13 protein-coding genes are annotated in these 16529 nt (G+C 61.0%); 5 read left to right on the forward strand and 8 right to left on the reverse strand.

The features are described from left to right. Window positions 1–195: 195 nt before the first annotated feature. From feoB to J3U87_RS00255, 3 genes are read right to left on the reverse strand one after another with little or no spacing between them, the layout of a single operon-like run. On the reverse strand, window positions 196–2220 hold the full coding sequence (gene feoB / locus J3U87_RS00245) for a ferrous iron transporter B (protein ID WP_237380998.1): 2025 nt from the start codon (window positions 2218–2220) through the stop codon (window positions 196–198). Next, window positions 2192–2440: a FeoA family protein gene (locus J3U87_RS00250; protein WP_237381000.1), complete on the reverse strand. Its 249-nt coding sequence runs from the start codon at window positions 2438–2440 to the stop codon at window positions 2192–2194. The genes feoB and J3U87_RS00250 overlap by 29 nt, the downstream gene beginning before the upstream one ends. Continuing rightward, window positions 2437–2607 carry a hypothetical protein gene (locus J3U87_RS00255; RefSeq protein ID WP_237381002.1) on the reverse strand — a complete coding sequence of 57 codons (171 nt, stop codon included), beginning with the start codon at window positions 2605–2607 and terminating at the stop codon, window positions 2437–2439. The genes J3U87_RS00250 and J3U87_RS00255 overlap by 4 nt, the downstream gene beginning before the upstream one ends. Before the next feature lie 469 nt (window positions 2608–3076). Between J3U87_RS00255 and J3U87_RS00260 the strand changes: the two genes are divergently transcribed. Further along, window positions 3077–3802, forward strand: a complete 726-nt coding sequence (locus J3U87_RS00260) for an alpha/beta fold hydrolase (protein WP_237381004.1) — start codon at window positions 3077–3079, stop codon at window positions 3800–3802. Here J3U87_RS00260 and J3U87_RS00265 read toward each other — a convergent pair. Continuing rightward, a complete protein-coding gene (locus tag J3U87_RS00265; RefSeq protein ID WP_237381007.1) occupies window positions 3799–6066 on the reverse strand; it encodes a sensor histidine kinase in 2268 nt (755 codons plus the stop codon). The genes J3U87_RS00260 and J3U87_RS00265 overlap by 4 nt on opposite strands. Window positions 6067–6579: 513 nt before the next feature. Further along, window positions 6580–7446, reverse strand: coding sequence for a S1/P1 nuclease (locus J3U87_RS00270; protein ID WP_237381010.1), 867 nt, complete (start codon window positions 7444–7446; stop codon window positions 6580–6582). A 539-nt stretch (window positions 7447–7985) separates the two neighbouring features. On the opposite strand from J3U87_RS00270, the gene J3U87_RS00275 reads away from it, so the two are divergent. Beyond that, entirely contained in the window at window positions 7986–9191 is a 1206-nt protein-coding gene (locus tag J3U87_RS00275) for a thioredoxin family protein (RefSeq protein WP_237381012.1), read from the forward strand. A 539-nt stretch (window positions 9192–9730) separates the two neighbouring features. Next, window positions 9731–10330: an ECF-type sigma factor gene (locus J3U87_RS00280; protein ID WP_237381014.1), complete on the forward strand. Its 600-nt coding sequence runs from the start codon at window positions 9731–9733 to the stop codon at window positions 10328–10330. A gap of 123 nt (window positions 10331–10453) precedes the next feature. Here J3U87_RS00280 and J3U87_RS00285 read toward each other — a convergent pair whose 3' ends face one another. Both J3U87_RS00285 and J3U87_RS00290 read right to left on the reverse strand, forming a co-directional pair. Beyond that, window positions 10454–11527: a YHS domain-containing (seleno)protein gene (locus tag J3U87_RS00285; protein WP_237381016.1), complete on the reverse strand. Its 1074-nt coding sequence runs from the start codon at window positions 11525–11527 to the stop codon at window positions 10454–10456. A gap of 210 nt (window positions 11528–11737) precedes the next feature. Further along, on the reverse strand, window positions 11738–12865 hold the full coding sequence (locus tag J3U87_RS00290; protein WP_237381018.1) for a citrate synthase/methylcitrate synthase: 1128 nt from the start codon (window positions 12863–12865) through the stop codon (window positions 11738–11740). A 318-nt stretch (window positions 12866–13183) separates the two neighbouring features. Here J3U87_RS00290 and J3U87_RS00295 point away from each other — a divergent pair, with 318 nt between their 5' ends. Both J3U87_RS00295 and J3U87_RS00300 read left to right on the forward strand, forming a co-directional pair. After that, window positions 13184–14476, forward strand: a complete 1293-nt coding sequence (locus J3U87_RS00295) for a citrate synthase family protein (protein ID WP_237381020.1) — start codon at window positions 13184–13186, stop codon at window positions 14474–14476. A gap of 199 nt (window positions 14477–14675) precedes the next feature. Beyond that, complete coding sequence (locus J3U87_RS00300) at window positions 14676–15944, forward strand: thiolase C-terminal domain-containing protein (protein WP_237381022.1); 1269 nt, start codon at window positions 14676–14678, stop codon at window positions 15942–15944. Window positions 15945–16057: 113 nt separating this feature from the next. Here the strand turns inward: J3U87_RS00300 and J3U87_RS00305 are convergent, their stop codons facing one another. Next, entirely contained in the window at window positions 16058–16501 is a 444-nt protein-coding gene (locus tag J3U87_RS00305) for a GNAT family N-acetyltransferase (RefSeq protein ID WP_337249548.1), read from the reverse strand. Between the last annotated feature and the right edge of the window lie 28 nt (window positions 16502–16529).

The following is a 16529-nucleotide window of genomic DNA, read 5'->3' on the forward strand; positions in this document are numbered from 1 at the left end:
CGAGCAATTTTGTTTCGAGAGAGGTATTTAAGATGGTGGCAAGATGCGACGAGGGTGTATCGGCGATGACAGCCGTGCTCCTTTTATCTGACTTCCTACACAACATGGCTGGTTTTCGGGTCCGTCTGGAACACCGGGAAATCCCATTTCGAAAGACCCAGACTCGCATTGCAAGATGGATGGACACGGTGCGGGTTAGCCGAAGCCCAGCAGGCGGCCGCCTTGGTAGATCGCCAAACTGCAGACGTAGGCCAGGACCGTCATGTACGCGAACAGGAAGACCGGCCACTTCCAGCTCTTCAGCTCGCGTTTGACCGTGGCCAGGGTGCTCATGCACTGGCTGCACAGCGCGAAAAACACCATCAGCACGATGGCCGTCAGCGGCGTGAAAGACGGCTTGCCATCCGGGTCGCGTTGGCTCTGGAGCGCCGATTTCAACCCCGGCGAGGTTTCGTCCACCTCGCCCACCGTGTACACGATGCCCAGGGTGGCGACGATCACTTCGCGTGCGGGAAAGGCACTGATGATGCCCACCGAAATGCGCCAATCGAAACCCAACGGCTGAAATACCGGCTCGATGCCCTTACCGAGGCGACCGAGCCAACTTTGCTCCAGGTAGGCCGCGGCGATGCGGTTTTCCATTTCGGCGACGATTTCATCCTGGACCTCCTCGTCCTCGGTGGAATCCAGGACGGATGCGTATTCGGTCTGAATGTCGTTGCTGACCGACTCCGGTCTGGGGAAATAGCTCATCGCCCAGATAACGATCGAACAAGCGAAGATGATGGTTCCGGCCTGGACCAGGAAGGTCTTCCCTGCCATCCACGACCGCAGTAACACGGAACCCGGACGGGGCATGCGGTAATCGGGCATTTCCAAAACGAACGGCATCGGCGGCGTCTTGAGCAGACCCCGGTTGAAGAACCAGGCCAAGGGCAACGCCAGCAGCAGACCCAGGGCGTGCATGGCGAAAAGTGCGAAGGCGGCCCAGCCCGCTCCGAAATGAGGCTCGATGAAAGCGCCAATCAGCAACAAGTACACGGGCAGGCGCGCGGAGCAGGATGTCAGGGGCGTGACCAGGATGGTCGCCAGACGGGCCTTGGGATCGGGCATCACGCGCGTGGCCATGATCGCGGGAATGGCGCAGGCGAACCCGGAGAGCAAGGGGATGAAAGCCCGGCCGTTGAGGCCCGTCCACGACAGCATCTTGTCCATGATGAACGCCACGCGGGCCAGGTAGCCCGAATCCTCCATGATCGCCACGAAGGTGAACAGAATCAAAATTTGCGGAAGGAAAATCACCACCGAACCCACGCCGCCGATCAACCCGTTTTGAACGAGCGCATCGAGCATGGGCATGTCGGCCAGGAACCCGCCCGCGAAAGCGGCCAATCCCGCGAAGGCGGACTCGATCAGGTCCATCAAGGGTCCCGCCCAGGTGTAAACGGCTTGAAAGGTGAGGTACATGGCCACGATGAAAAAGACCGGTCCGAAGAAACGGTGCAGTAGCCAGCGATCCAAACGTTGAGAAAAGGACCTTTTTGCGGGCCCTCGTCCTTCCACGTCGGCGATTAGGTCCCGCGACCAGCGAAAACGGTTACCCAGGTCGGCGATGTCGCCCTCGGGTGCCGGTGCCACCACGGCCTCGATCGGGGCGGGTTCGGCCAGGCATTCGCCCAGGATGTTTCGAAGCTTGTTCACATCTGCCGCGTCGTAAGTGTTGACGGGCAGCACGGGTACCCCCAATCGCTCGGACAACACCGTCAGGTCGAGGCGAATCCCATTGGATTCGAGCAGGTCGGCCATCGTCAGCACCAGGACCGTGGGCAAACCCAGCCGGGATATCTCCGCAAAAAGCGGCAGGTGCCGTTCCAGATGGGTGGCTTCGGCCACGAACAGCAGCAGATCCGGCCGCGCGGTGCCCGCCAGGTTGCCCTGCAATGCATCGACGGTCACCCGCTCGTCCGGCGACTTGGGAGCAAGCCCGTAAAAACCCGGAAGGTCGAGAATGTCCACGTCGACCGAACCGGCGCGGGTGAGGCCGTGTTTTTTGTCGACGGTCACACCGGGATAGTTGCCGACCTTTTGGTGCAAACCGCAAAGTGCGCTGAATAAACTGGATTTACCTGTATTGGGGCTGCCGACGAGGGCGACGGTCCGAGGGCCGACCGCATTTGCGGCCGCTGCCGCATCAGGACTCAGGGGAGACGGGTTCAACAAGAACGGACCTCGCATCGTGGAGACGCAGACACAGCTCGTGCCGCATCACGGAAATATGGATCGGATCGCCGAGTGGCGCGCGACGCAGCACTTCGACGTGGTTCCCGGTAACCAGTCCCAGTTCCGCCAGGCGCAGGGTGTTGGGATTGGCTTCGTCCAGGTCGAGGATTCGACCGGATTGACGGGGTTCGAGCGTGCTGAGCGGAACGGAATGGGTCATACGTCAAAGCTTCCTTGGTTGGGTTCACAGCCGCCGCAACTGCCGCACGAGGCCTCCGACCCGGCGTCCTGCCGATCGGCACCGGGACGAAACTTCACGAACAGGTAGATCCCGGCCACGCCGACAACGGCAAAGGTGAGCAGGGTATCCAACATGGCAATCCTCATGATGGGGATCCTTGGCGGTGAGGATCCGGGAGAGCGTCGAAACGCTTCGGGAAAGGGGTTGAAAAGACGAGAAAATGGGCATTCCAGCCCACCGAACGGCCCCACATCTTACCAGACGACAAGGCCGGAGGCGACCTGTACCTGGCATGGCAGGCTTGTTGTTGAAAAAGTGAATCGGGTTATGCGTGTTGCTCCCAAAGGTTTGGGCGCAGGACGATCTTAGTTGATATTGAGACTGGATGTCAACATCGCAACTTTCAGGACGGCCCCTGAAGCCCCCGGGGAACAACCCTGGCCGGTCCATCGCCCGTACGGTTCCCCTTTTAATGGGGATCTGTTGTAATGGTTCGACTTCCAACGCACAACTTTCCGATGGATTTTCGGCCCCTCCGCGCTCGCGACCCGTTCGAGGTGTGAATCGGGCCGGCAGCCAATCCTCCGCGAACCAAGTCGCCGCAAAGGACGATCGATGCCAGTCAGACCGCACATGTTGTTCCTGCCTTGCCTGATGGGTGACGCCCGCCTCTGGGCCGATCAGACACGTGATCTCGCCGATCTGGTGACCCCGGAAGTGCCCGTCTACCGCCGTCTCGAATCCCTCGCGGCCATGGCCGCCGGTGTCCTGGCCGAGGCGCCGGCCAAGTTCATTCTCTGCGGTCTCTCGCTGGGCGGATACACGGCCTTCGAAATCATGCGCCAGGCACCGGAACGGGTCCAGGCACTGGCTTTGTTCAATACATCCGCCCAACCCGACGACGAGGAACGGACCGCCCAACGGCTGGTGCTGCTCAAGCGGCTCGGCGAGACCGACATCGCCACCATCTCGGGCATGGCGCTCGACTTCCTGGTCCATCCTTCCCGGCTGGAGGACCGCGAACTCTGCTCTGCCATCGTGGCCATGGCGGAACGCGTGGGTCCCGACAACTTCGTCGACCAGCAACGGGTGATCATGGGTCGTCCCGACAGCCGTCCGGATCTCGGTCGCATTCGGTGTCCGACCCTGATCGTCGCGGGCGAAGAGGACGCGATCACGCCGCCCGAAGTCCACTTGGAAATGGCGCGGCTTATCGACAACGCCCGTATCGAGCTGATTCCGGATTGCGGGCACATGTCCGCGATGGAGCGCCCCGCCGAGGTGAGCGCCCTACTGCGATCCTGGCTGCTAAGTGCGGTATTGCCGACTCGTGTCGCCTAACCCGCGGTGCGCAGGTCCACCTGCTTGGGCTTGACGGGGAAGCGCCGGTACAACACCATCGAGACCTCGGTGAACGCCCCCTGTTCGCTGTCGATCCGGAACGCGCCACCATGCTCGGTAACCACGATGTCGTAACTGATCGAAAGACCCAGACCCGTGCCCTTTCCGGCGGGTTTGGTGGTGAAAAATGGCGTGAAGACCCGTTGCTTGATCTCGTCCGGAATGCCGGTCCCGTTGTCGCGGACGCGAATCTCTACCCTGTCGCCCATGTCGCGCGTGGTGACCGAAACGGTCGGCACGAAGTCCTCGCCCTCCTTCTGCTTTTGCTTGGCGGCATAACAGGCGTTGTTGACCACGTTCAGGAATACGCGGCTAATGTTCTCGGGCACGACTTCGATGTGGCCGGCCTTGGGATCCAAATCCATTTTGAAGTTCAAGGACATCGACTTGTCCTGGGCGCGAAGGCCGTGGTAGGCCAGATTCACGTACTCCTCGATCAAGGCGTTCACGTCCACGATTTCCAACTGACCGGAGGCGCCACGCGACAACATCAACATGCCGTGGATGATGTGGTCGGCGCGGCGTCCGTGTTTGACGATCTTGTCCGCACTCTGGGCCATATCGCCGGCGATTTCCTCGAACGTCTCGTAAGCCTCTTCGCCCAACAGCGAGCGCACCCCAGCCAACTCCTGAGCGAGCTCCCTGGCGAGATCGACAATCACCTCGCCGAAATTGTTGATGAAGTTCAACGGGTTCTTGATCTCGTGGGCAATGCCGGCGGTGAGGGTACCCAGCGAAGCCATCTTCTCCTGAATCACCAACTGGTTCTGCGTACGGATGATTTCCCGATTCTTTTCCTGAAGCTCGCGCATGGTGCGGGCCTTGGCCACCGCGGATACCGCGTGCTCGCGAAAGCGCACCAGCTTGTGCAGATCGGAGAGGTCGTATCCTTCCGCGTAGCCCAAATTGTCGAGGATCAGAAAGCCTTCCAAATCTCCGTGAAGACGAAGTGGCATCACCAGGAGTTCACGCGTCCGGCGAAAGGAAACCAGGCGCTCGATCGTTTCGTCGCGGTTCAACAGGACCAGAAAAACGTCCTCGTCCACTTCACGGGTTTTGGCGATATGGTGCCGGGTCGCCTCCTCCAGCGAGAGATCGAGCCCCGACAGCTCCTCGATATCGTACCCGACCGTGGCGGCGAACCGGAACGAACCCTCGGCCCGCTGAATCAGGAACGCCCCTCGCTCCGCATGGGGAAAAAGCTGCAGGCCCTGGCGCAGGAGCGTGTTCAGGACGTTATCGAATTTGAATTCACGGTTGATGATCACCACAAAATTCTCGAGCGTTTCCAATTCCTTGCAACGCGCGTTCAATTCTTCGTTCTTGTCGCTCAGCTCGACCGTGCGCGCGATGACGCGTTGTTCCAGGGTTCGATTGTACTCTTCCAGTTTGCCGTGTGACTCCTCCAGATTCTGGCTCATGGTCAGGAACGAGCGACCCAGAATCCCGATCTCGTCGCCGGAAGCCACGACGATGCGCTCGGCAGCCGAGAAATCGCCTCGGGCGAGGCGGTGGGCGACCTCGGTCAACGCCACGATCGGTCGCGAAATGCTGGTGGACACGAAGATCACGATGGCCGCCGCCACCAGGCCGAAAAGCAACGCCGTCAGTATCGAATCGTAAAGGCGCCGCTCCGACTGTTTGGCGATCTCCGCACGCGAGGAAACGATTTCCTCATTGACCGCCTCGAGCGAGAACCCCAGGCGCAAAACCCCCCAGTGACGTCGCCCGGTGTAGATGGGGGCGATGAGTTCGATGTAGGTCTGGTCTTCACCTTGGTATTGATTGGTCGCCATGGCGCGCTGTTGGGCCGCGAACAGATCCTCGGGCCCCTCCAGTTTTTCACGCACCAGGTAGGGACGCGTGTGGACGTGGGCCACATTGTTGCCGTCCATGAGAATCGCGAAATCTAGTTCCGGGTCACCGGCGACAGCGCGCTGCAGCGTTTCGTGAATGTAGGCATAGTCGAACTTTGCAACGTCATTTTCGACCTGGCGGGCCAAATACTCGGCCAGGGTGGCGCCGCGTTCCTGCATGTTTCGTTTGATCAGGGTGATGCGATTGTCCAGTTCGCGCTCCAGAAGGCGCTTCTGGACCCCGAGCTGGACTCCGGTCATCAGGGCCACCAAGACGACCGTCAACCCGACCATCCAGGTGAGCAACCTACGGCGAATGCTGCGCCGGCCGAGATCGAGAGGCTTCATGGGTACCGAAACCCAAAAAGCAGAAGAGAAGTGAAACAGGAAATCATAGTGACCAACAGTCCGTGAAAAAGGCGAACATGTGGCGCGAAAAAGAACGCGCAAAACCGCCATTAAAATCTGGGCTCATCAGGAAAAGAGGACTGAATTTCTAATCAGTTTAATGCGAGATGAATCGAGCGTAAAGGGTTCTGAGCGATCTCAAGTTTCAACAAAGATTCAAATCTTACGCTTTATATGCTTTTCAACACAGCAAGACTATTGGGAAAACACACTTTTTCCAGCTCGACCCAAGAAAACTGAATGTTACACAATCGTGAGCATGGTCACGATCCCGTTCGGTGCCCGGTCGATCGGTCGAAGCCCCTCGCGTTTCCCCTGCCCATGCCGCCATCAAGAGAAAAGCACGCCCGACGGCTCGGACCGTGAACAGGCGTGCTTCACAAAGATTTCGCGCGATTCCCGGCGAAGATCCCCAGGCGACGGGGCTTCATCCAAAGGGTTCGAATACGCGCATCATTCGGTCTTGTCGAAAATTTGGTTCAGTCGATATGCCAGGCGAACGCCGGCCTGCTGCAGGCGTTTCTCGATGGCGGGTTTGTTCCGATCCGCGTAGGACTCGTCGATGGGGACCAGGTTGTTCTCCCCGGCGTCGGGAAGTTTGTAGGCGCGGGGACGCATTTTGAAAGATTCGCGAACCCAAACGCTGTAATCGGCGCGAGACCAACGACGCACCTGCTTGGTGGTGATTCGGGCGTTCAATCGAGCCGCATAGGTTTCGGCGGGAAGCTCCTCGCGCTCGATGATCGCCGAATCCCAGATCCAGTGCAGCGAGCCGTCACTGTCGCGCCAGGTCACCCGGACGTCGTTGCCACCACGATCCGTACCGTTGCCCACGTGCAGTGGTTGGTGGACATCGCCGACCAGGTGCGCGAAGAAACGAAGGGCGTTGATCTTCTCTTCTCGCGAGGCATCCGGGCTCAGCAACACGCGTTCGCAGTCCAGCATCTTGGGGTAGAGATACCCTTCCTTGAGTGGGTGATCGGTGCGTTCCAAGCGCTTCAGGGCCTGTTTGTCGGGAACCGTCAGATAGTGCCAAAAACGGTGATTCAGTCGATCGCGCCAGTCAGCGTCGTTGGAGAGGGACTTGCCATTTTCTCGAGGGCTCCAAACGGGATCGGATCGGATTTCGTCAGCCCAGGTGCAGAGTTCGGCCATGCTGGTGTCGCCGAGCAGCTCGCGAATCGCTTCGCGGGTCTTGGGAGTCAGGTGGGCCGCGGCGATGTGGCCCACGATGCGGTGGCCTTCATAACCCCAAGCCAGGACAGGTTGCGGCAGTACAAGTAGGGAAACGGCAAAAAGCGAAAAAAGAGTGCGCTTCAAATTCAGCTCCTCATGGAATCATCTGTCGAATCACGCGTGTCCATCCCGACGGCAAGCCGTGTAAAGGGAGACCATTCCGTTTTCAGGATGGATACGAACAAAGAAAAGGTACGATATCCGGCCATATTCGGACCGCTGCACCCAAGGCCGAGTGGTGAGGTGCAACGCGATGCAGCATCATTATACGGACGCGGCGGGCTTCGGGGAATGGTCCCTTTCCCCACGAGTCGCCATGTGCCGGCGACCCGCCTCACGCGAGGCTCGCTCCGGTTTGATCTTTGATCGGCGCTCTGATAATCTGAGCGGGCGCCACAAGCCGCTTTCCCAACCCATCCAGCCAATGTAGAACGCGCCTGTCCCCCACCGACATTCCGAAACTCCCACGTATCGATGGAGCCTCGTTTTGGCCGCGGGATCACCGCAAAGCGGCACGGGCTGGGCCATATGGGTCGGGTCTACCGCGGAGCATTCGTGCTTCCTTCTCGTATGCTCCCTTAAGCACGAAGTCCATTTTCGTTTTCTAGAGGAGTAGCACATTCATGATTGCCAAGTTTCGTCTCACGTCCCAAGCGCTGGTCCTTGTGCTCTGCGCTTGCCTATCCACGGTCGCTTTCGCCGCCGACACCCTGGATGCCGCTCGCGCCCAGGCCCGCAAGGAAAAGAAGCCGTTGCTGATCGATTTCTACGCCGAATGGTGCGGCCCCTGTAAGGTCTTCACCCGCGATTCCAAAAAGAACGCCGACATCAAGCAAAAGCTGAAATCGGTCGTCCTGCTCAAGGTCGACGCGGAAAAAGGGAATGGGCTCCATTTGGCCGAACAATACGGCGTCAGTGGTTATCCCACCTTCGTTCTCGTCAATGCCGATCAGGAAGTCATCTATCGCTGGACCGGCTACAGCAAGGACCACTTCATCGGCCAAATCGACACCGCCCTGGAAGATCCCCGTCCCATCAGCCAGAAAATTGCGTCCTACAAAAAGAAAAAGACCCTGAACACCGCGGCCTTCCTCGCCAACTACCATGTTTCCAAGGGCGAGTACGGCCAAGCCATCAAGCTGTATGAGGAAGCCGAGAGCCTGCGCGGCGCCAAGGATCCGTCGTACCAGTCGGACATTTGGGAAGTCAAATTCGAAATGTTCCGCCGTGAAGAGGAAGGCATCGAATTCGCCGATCTGCATCGATCCGCCCAGCGCGCACTAGCCCAGGCGGACCACGAAACCGGCATGGACATCGCGAAGAGCATGATCTACCTGAGCAAGAAAGAAAAGAACCGCGAACAGTTGGTTGGCTATATCGGCAAGGCCATGGAAGTCGCCAAGGCCATGTCGCCCGAGCAAGCCAAAAAGGTGCCCATGATCTCGCTCAAAGCGGATCACCAGCTCTACATCGAGGGCAAGCCCGAAAAAGCCCTGGCCACCATCAAGACCGGCTACGACGCCGGCTGGGACGAGACGCCGGATGGACTCAACCGCTTTGCCTGGTGGTGCTTCGAAAACGAGGTCAACCTGGAAGAGGCGAGCCGATTGGCCGCGAAGGGCGCGGCCCTGGCCGAACCGGGCAGCGATCGCGCCAACATTCTCGACACCCAGGCCGAGATCGAGAATGCCCGCGGCAACGTCGCCAAGGCGGTGGCCCTGATGGAAGAAGCCGTGCGCAATTATCCCGATCGAGCCTTTTTCAAACGCCAACTCGAGCGTTTCAAGAAAGCGCTGACGGAGTCGGAGGCCTCGATCAAGAAGAGCTGATCGCGACCTTCCCCTGAATACCCAACGGGCGACCCATCTGAAATGCCGGGCCGCCCGTTTTGCGTTCGAACCGTACGAGCCGGGAAAACATGTCGAAGCCACCCATCACGAGAATGCCCGCATGCCGAGACCGACGGGACGACCGCGGCTTGGCCGGTCCGCCTGGCGGATCCTCCCCGTGTTTTCCCATCGGTCGCGGTTTCGCCGCACTCCTTCTGTCCCCCAACGGACAAACCGCGTTTTTCCCAAAAAACCAAAAATAACCCTGAGCCAATTTGATCAGTTTTTTCGCAGGCATAAGTAGAGACTCCAAAGTCTTCACAAACGGGTCTGCCGAACACTCCTCTGGCAGCACTCCGTGAGTTCTGATGCAACACCGGGGAGGGAGCACATCCCTCCCTACCTCAGCCAGAGAATCCCGGTCTTGCCTGCGATGAGGCCCCATTGCTTGTGTTTGGATGCCAGATCGATTGGTTTCACTCCCGCGGTGAAGGGAAGCCGGGTCCATCTCCGCCGCTACCGGGCTCCGAGCGCGGCCGATGAGCACCGGGAAAAGGTACAAGAGCGCCAAACACGATCGCGTCACCGACTACCTCGAAAGCTGGGAGCGCGGTGATCCCGAGGGCTTGGAACGACTCATGGAGCTGGTATATGGCGAGTTGTGCGTCATCGCGCGCGGCCATTTGAACCGCGAACGCCAGAATCACCCGTTCAATACCGAGACCCTGGTCAATGAAATGTACCTGCGGATGTTCCAGCAGAAGCGACACCGCTTCGAGAACCGCATTCATTTTTTCGGCATCGCGGCGCGCTTGATGAGACAGATCCTGGTGGATTACGCGCGCAGCAACAACGCCTTCAAGCGCCGATTGAACCACAGTGCCCTCACCGAGAAACTGGACATCGAGATGGTGGAGGAGCTGACCAGCGACCGTGCGGTCGAATTGATGAAGCTGGACGAAGCGCTCAAAGTCTTGATGCGCATGGATGCGAACAAGGCCCGGATCGTCGAGCTGCGCTACTTCGCGGGATTCACGATCGAGGAGGCCGCGGAGGCGCTCGGCGTCTCACCGGCCACCGTCAAGCGCGAATGGACCTTTACGAAGGCTTGGCTGCAGCGCTATATCAGCCACGGCTGAGCCGAATCCCGCAACCGCGGACAGTGCGCACGTGGACGGTACAACCACCCACGAGGCGCTCGCGAACCGTGCAAAGGCGATGGCGGCCGCTCGAGATTGGCTCAGCCGTTGCGCCAAGTCCGCTCAGGAGCCGGGTTCTTCCTGGATACGCTTTTGCACGGCCACCATGAAGCCTTCGATCCAGGTCTTGCCGCCGTCGTAGGAACGGTCGGCTCGCCAACTGAAGCGGTCTTTTTCGATGTCGTAGAAGAACACTTTCTGGATGAACGGCCGGCCGCGGCGGTCGGTGCTTTCGAATTGGCCTTCGAGATTGCCTTTCTCGTCAAAGGCCCCTTCCATCAGCCAGGTATTGTCGCGGGGCTGGTTCACGGGGATGTAAGTCATGACCCACTTGCGCGAGACCGGATCGAACGAGCGAATGGTCGGCCCACCGGCGCCGACCCAGCCGACCGCCCGCCACTCGTCCTGGATACCGAACCCTTCGCTGGCGAATTTCGCGGTCCAGATGCCCTTGACCGGCTGGCCGTAGCGCTTGTTTTCGATGTCCACCATCGATTTGACTTCGTTTTCCCAACTTCCCAACAGGAAGGCGAACTGGGCGGTTTCCATGGGAGCACGGGGATGCATGCCCTCGGGTAGACCCTTGATGGAGCCGGCCAGTTCACGCCGGCTTTGCCAAAAGGACTCCGCCCGACGGCGCAGCTCGGCCTGGTCACCCTGTTCCCAGGTCGCCTTGGCATCGAATCCGGGCAGGCGCGCGAACAGGTAGAGCTTGTCGTCGATGATCTTGAAATTCTCGGGATCACTGGGAAAGCGCAGGTTTCCGAATCCCAACTTCTGTGGATCGGCTCCCGCGCCAAGCGCACACCAACCGCCGAAACGCGGCGCATACCTGTCGGGGTTCTTCTGGAAGGCCTTGCGGTTCGCCTTGGTGGCGAAGTGGTACACGACGCCCTCGTGGGTGGCCTCGATGCCCGGCTTGCCCTCGAGCGCCTTGCCCTCGGTGAAATAGGCGACCGGGTCATGACCGCCAATACCCACATTGTGTTCATCGACCTGGAAATACCAGGACGGCCCCTGTTGGGCCATGACCGATACAGACAATCCGAACCAGATCACCAACATCAGGGTGCGCAACCCAAGGCCGCGCCACCGCTCGGCATTCATGTCCTCGCCGCATTGTTTCCGAGTTCCCATCGCGTAATCCTCCTCAGCTTCTTGTGTTCGGGCGGCCTGCTGGCCTTGGCCCCGACGGTGGAGGTGTACGCGGATGGATTCAGCGGAGCGGGACGACTGACGCGAGCGTGGCGATTTTTGACGTGAACGGGCCTGCCGTGCCGGGGCGAGTGGGGCCGATGCGGTTGCAAAGGGACCCCGAACTCGTCCCGGCGCCGTCGACGTTTCGGTTCAGGCTTCGGATGCCACATCCCAAGCGCGTTTGGTGCCGACATAGCGACCCTTGGGGCGAATCAGACGGCCGACGGCAATCTGCTCCATCGAATGCGCACACCAGCCGACGACGCGTGCCATGGCGAAGATGGAGGAGAAGACGTCCTGGTGAAAGTCCAGACCGTGTAACAGCAGGGCGGTGTAGTACTCCACGTTGGTGTTCAATCGGCGATCCGGTTTGAATTCGGCCAGCAGTTCCAGGGCCACGCGTTCGACGTGCGTCGCCAATTCGTAGAGTTCGCGGTTCCGGCCGCTCGTAGCCAACCGTTGAGCCGCTTCGGACAAGACCTCGGCGCGCGGATCGCGAACCCTGTACACGCGATGGCCGAAACCCATCAAGCGCTCACCGCGCTCGAGCTTGGCGCGCAGGAACGGTCGGGCGTTTTCCGCGGTACCGATATCGAACACCGTCTGCAGGGCCGGTCCCGGTGCGCCACCGTGCAGTGGGCCCTTCAAGGCCCCGACCGCACCCACCACCGCCGAGATCAGGTCCGAACCGGTGGAGATGATGACGCGCGCGGTGAAGGTGGAGGCATTCAAGCCGTGGTCGACCACGGTGTTGAGATAGGTTTCCAGGGCGCGAACGCGCGCGGCGTCCGGTTCGTCACCGGAAAGCATGTAGAGGAAATTGGCGGCGTGCCCCAGGTCCTCGCGCGGTTCGATCACCTCTTGACCGGCGCGCAACCGCTGGTAGGCGGCCACGATGACGGGAAAGGCCGCGGTGGCCCGCTTGGCCTCCCGGTTCACGTCGCCATCGACACAACCCAAGGTCAGCCCGGCGGCCGCCATGCGCAACGCGTCCATCGCCGGGATTTCTTCCCGCGCCGCCTCGCGCAGCAACGCCAACACGGCTTCGGGCAAGGTGCGCAGCCCTGCCAACTCGGCGCGCAACGCCTCCCGTTCGGCCGCATTCGGTCGCCTGCCGTGCCAAAACAGCCAGGCCGTCTCTTCGAAGGTGGCCGCAGGGGCCAACTCCTCCACGGGATAGCCGTGAAGCAACAGGGAACCGCGCTCGCCATCGACGCAACTGAGGTGCGTCTCGGCAGCGACGACGCCCTCCAAACCAGAAAAACTCGTGACAGTCATGATAGGGGCCCTCCAAATATTCAGTGCCCATCCGGAACCCACGTTTCACGAAGCGAATGGGATGGATCGACACACTCCCAATGCATAGGGACCGTACCCGTCCGCGCGGCACATCTCGGGAGTTGGAGGGTGCACCGAATTCGGACCGGTACCGACTCGATTCACCGATGGCGGCGAAGCCCGTCCCATCGGACATGTTGATTGTTGATTCACATATTCATGTTGTCAACATTGATTCAATAATCAATGTATACATCCACCCGTTCGATCTTCCGACGACCCGTTGCCGCCGGCCACCAGACCTGCTTGAATAGGCCCATGACCGATTTGCGTACTTCCGACTACTTGACCTCCAAGCAGGCCGCCGAACTCTTGGGTGTCAGCCTGCCCACCCTTTACGCCTATGTCAGCCGCGGCCTGTTGCGCTCGCGACCCGATCGCGATCCCCGCAAACGCCTGTACGCCCGAGTCGAAGTGGAGGCGTTGCTGCAAGGCCGAGAAATTCGTCGGGATCCCGGCCAGGCGGCCGCCAAATCCCTGCAATGGGGACCGCCGCTGCTGGATTCGGCCATCACCCTGATCCGCGAGGGCCGATTCTTTTATCGCGGGCTCGATGCAGTGGACCTGAGCGACACGCGGAGACTGGAGCAGGTCGCCCGCTGGCTTTGGTTGGGCGAAACGAGCGACGACAACCCTGCCCCACGCACGCGAGTGATCCCCAAGCATTGGCGACCGACGCTGACCCGATTCCCGGCTCGTCACCCGGGCGAACTCATGCAATTGCTCGTGCGCCTGGCCGCCGCCGAAGACGATGCGGGCTTCAACCTACGCCCGGAAGCCGTAGCCAAAACCGGTGAACGGCTGTTGGCGATCTTCGCCGCGAATGCCGCCGGTGGCGATCATTACGCCCACTCGATGGCGGCCACCCTGCAGCGCGCCTGGTCCACCGGCGATCCGCGTCCGGAAATCGAGCGGGCCCTGAACGGCGCGCTCATCCTGTGTGCCGACCACGAATTGAACATTTCCTCGTTTACGGCACGTTGTGTGGCCGCCGCGGGGGCCTCGCCCTACGAGGTCGTCAACGCGGGCCTCTCGGCCCTGCGTGGCATGCACCACGGCGGCCATTCGGATCGGGCCGAGGCGCTGCTGCGCCACCTGCTGGAGCGGGACGACCCGGCCAGCCCCCAATTCGCCGAGCGGGGACGAGCCGAGCTGAGCGCCAGATTGGCACGCGGGGACGAGCTGCCGGGCTACGGGCAAAAACTCTATCCCGATGGCGACCCCCGCTTCCACGCGCTCAAGCGGCTGACCCAGGCCGCCTTTCCCGACGAGCCACGGGTTCACGCCTGTTTCGCGGTGATTCGCGCCGGTGCGGAGCTCCTCGGCGAGCACCCCACGGTGGATTACGGCCTGGCCGCACTGGCCGTGGGTCTGGGCCTGCCCCCGGGCAGTGCCTGGCACCTGTTCGCCATGGGTCGCTGTGTCGGCTGGTTGGCCCACGCCATCGAGCAATACCAGGACTCGTTCATTCGCCCTCGGGCCCGCTACGTGGGTCCACCCCCCGCCCCCCGATCCGGGAACGACGACCCGCGCGGCGGCCCGGGAGCCTGATCACCAGCCGCCACGATCTTGGACAGCCAGCCCCTGACGATATCCGCCAATGATTGCAACGCCGCTTTGCGCAAAGGGACGCTCGGCAGGATCCAACCCTCTGGCATAATGGGCCCATGCAACATCAATCTCACCCAGAACGAAGCACACTCATCAATCGAGCCTGGACCTGCGGGATTCCGGGCTTCAAGGAGCTATCATGACCAAAACGAGCATCATCGGTGCCTACAACACCCCATTCGGTGCTTTTGTCCAGAAAAACCGGGAGACCGGTGAGGTCACGGACCTCAAATCGTTTTATGACTTGATCATCGAAGCCGGCCGCGGCGCCATCGCCGACGCGGGCCTGGAAGCCAAGGATATCGATGCCGTGTGGGTCGGCGCCTGCTCGCCCTCCAAGTTCGTCAACCAGGAACACGTGGCACCGCTTGCCGTGGAAATCGCGCCCGAAGCCTTTCGTTTCAAACCCATGACGCGTACCGAAGGCGCCTGTGCCTCTTCTTCCGTGGCGCTGTACAACGCAATCTACGCGGTCGAGTCGGGTCGCTTCAAGAACGTCCTGGTCCTCGGAGTCGAGAAGATGAACCTGTTGGATACCAAGGGCGTGACCCATGCCCTGGCCTGCTCCTCCTACTGGCCCAGCGAGGGCTCTCGCGGCATGACCTTCCCCGGCCTCTTCGCCGAACTCGCCAAGAGCTATTTCGCCCATCACCAATTCGAAGAGTCGCTGTGGCGCAACATGTTGGCCCACGTTTCGGCGCTGGCCTACCGCAACGGTGCCGTCAACCCGCTGGCCCACTTCGGCCCCGGCGGCCTGCCCGAAAAGCGAGGCCTGCTGACCCCCGAGGCCATTTTGGCCATGCCCGAGGAAGGTCGCGGCAGCAACCCGTTGGTGGCGCCGCCGCTGAAGCTTCACGATTGCTCGCTCGTTTCGGACGGTGCCGCGGCAGTGGTCGTCACCTCGACCGACAACGCCAAAGCCCATCGCGACGAAGTGGTGGAAATCGCCGGGATCGGTCACGCGGTGGAGCGCAGCGCGCTGGAAGTGCGCCAGAACATGCACACGTTGGAAGGGGCCAAGCACGCCTGTAAATTGGCGTTCGACGAAGCGGGCGTCACCATCGACGACGTCCACATGGCCGAGGTTCACGACTGCTTCACCATCAACCAGCTACTCTGTACCGAAGCACTCGGTCTCGCCGAAGACGGCCGAGCCGGTTTCGACTATATGGATGGTCGCTTCGACCATCGCGACCGATGCCCCGTCAACCTTTCCGGGGGCTTGAAGGCCAAGGGCCATCCGGTCGGCGCCACCGGCGTCTCGATGCACGCGATGGCCTACAAACACCTGATGGACGAGCCGATCGGGCAAACCCGCGAGCAAGGCACGCCGGAAGTGGGCGTGGTGTTGAACGTCGGCGGCGCCGCGGTCAGCAACTGCGCCACGGTTCTGCGCCGGTCACGCTAACTCGTGCCCATCCGGTTCGGATCCGGTGCCACATCCCGGATCGTTCGAACTGGATGGGCTTGGTTCCCGGTACCGGCGGCGCCGATCAGGGAGCCCCTTCAGCTTCGATCGAGCTAGGTTTGGGCCTCGTTCGAAGCCTCTCCCCCGTTCAATTCCTTTTCCATGCGAATCAACTGGTGGTCGCCCGCCTTGGCGGCCGTTCCGGCCTTGTGGTAACCCAGCCCGCCATAGAGCCGCTCGAGATAGATGTGTGGCTCCAGCCATGCGCGCCGCATCCCCAGATCGCGAGCCCAGGCTTCCAGCTCCATCACGACGATGGCGCTCAACTTCTTGCCGCGATGCTCCTTCACGACCGCGATTCGGGCCAGATCCGCCTCGCCGACCGGTTCCTCGCGCCAGCGTCCCGTGGCAACCGGTTGATCGTCACACAGGACCAAAATGTGGTAGCTGGATTCATCGTCCGTCCAGTTCCAGTTCCGCCGGGATCCCCTGCTCCTCGGTAAACACTTGCTGGCGAATGGCCAGCGCCGCCTCGAGATCGGCGGCTGAGTCGACACGTACCACTCGATGCGATGGCTCGCTCAT

It is taken from the genome of Sulfidibacter corallicola, from assembly GCF_017498545.1.
Classification (GTDB): domain Bacteria; phylum Acidobacteriota; class Holophagae; order Acanthopleuribacterales; family Acanthopleuribacteraceae; genus Sulfidibacter; species Sulfidibacter corallicola.

Bases quoted from the DNA above. Each gene is read 5' to 3' on its own strand.
- J3U87_RS00250 (WP_237381000.1), bottom strand. From the start codon at position 2,440: ATGACCCATTCCGTTCCGCTCAGCACGCTCGAACCCCGTCAATCCGGT.
- J3U87_RS00255 (WP_237381002.1), bottom strand. From the start codon at position 2,607: ATGAGGATTGCCATGTTGGATACCCTGCTCACCTTTGCCGTTGTCGGC.
- J3U87_RS00260 (WP_237381004.1), top strand. From the start codon at position 3,077: ATGCCAGTCAGACCGCACATGTTGTTCCTGCCTTGCCTGATGGGTGAC.
- J3U87_RS00265 (WP_237381007.1), bottom strand. From the start codon at position 6,066: ATGAAGCCTCTCGATCTCGGCCGGCGCAGCATTCGCCGTAGGTTGCTC.
- J3U87_RS00275 (WP_237381012.1), top strand. From the start codon at position 7,986: ATGATTGCCAAGTTTCGTCTCACGTCCCAAGCGCTGGTCCTTGTGCTC.
- J3U87_RS00280 (WP_237381014.1), top strand. From the start codon at position 9,731: ATGAGCACCGGGAAAAGGTACAAGAGCGCCAAACACGATCGCGTCACC.
- J3U87_RS00285 (WP_237381016.1), bottom strand. From the start codon at position 11,527: ATGGGAACTCGGAAACAATGCGGCGAGGACATGAATGCCGAGCGGTGG.
- J3U87_RS00290 (WP_237381018.1), bottom strand. From the start codon at position 12,865: ATGACTGTCACGAGTTTTTCTGGTTTGGAGGGCGTCGTCGCTGCCGAG.
- J3U87_RS00295 (WP_237381020.1), top strand. From the start codon at position 13,184: ATGACCGATTTGCGTACTTCCGACTACTTGACCTCCAAGCAGGCCGCC.
- J3U87_RS00300 (WP_237381022.1), top strand. From the start codon at position 14,676: ATGACCAAAACGAGCATCATCGGTGCCTACAACACCCCATTCGGTGCT.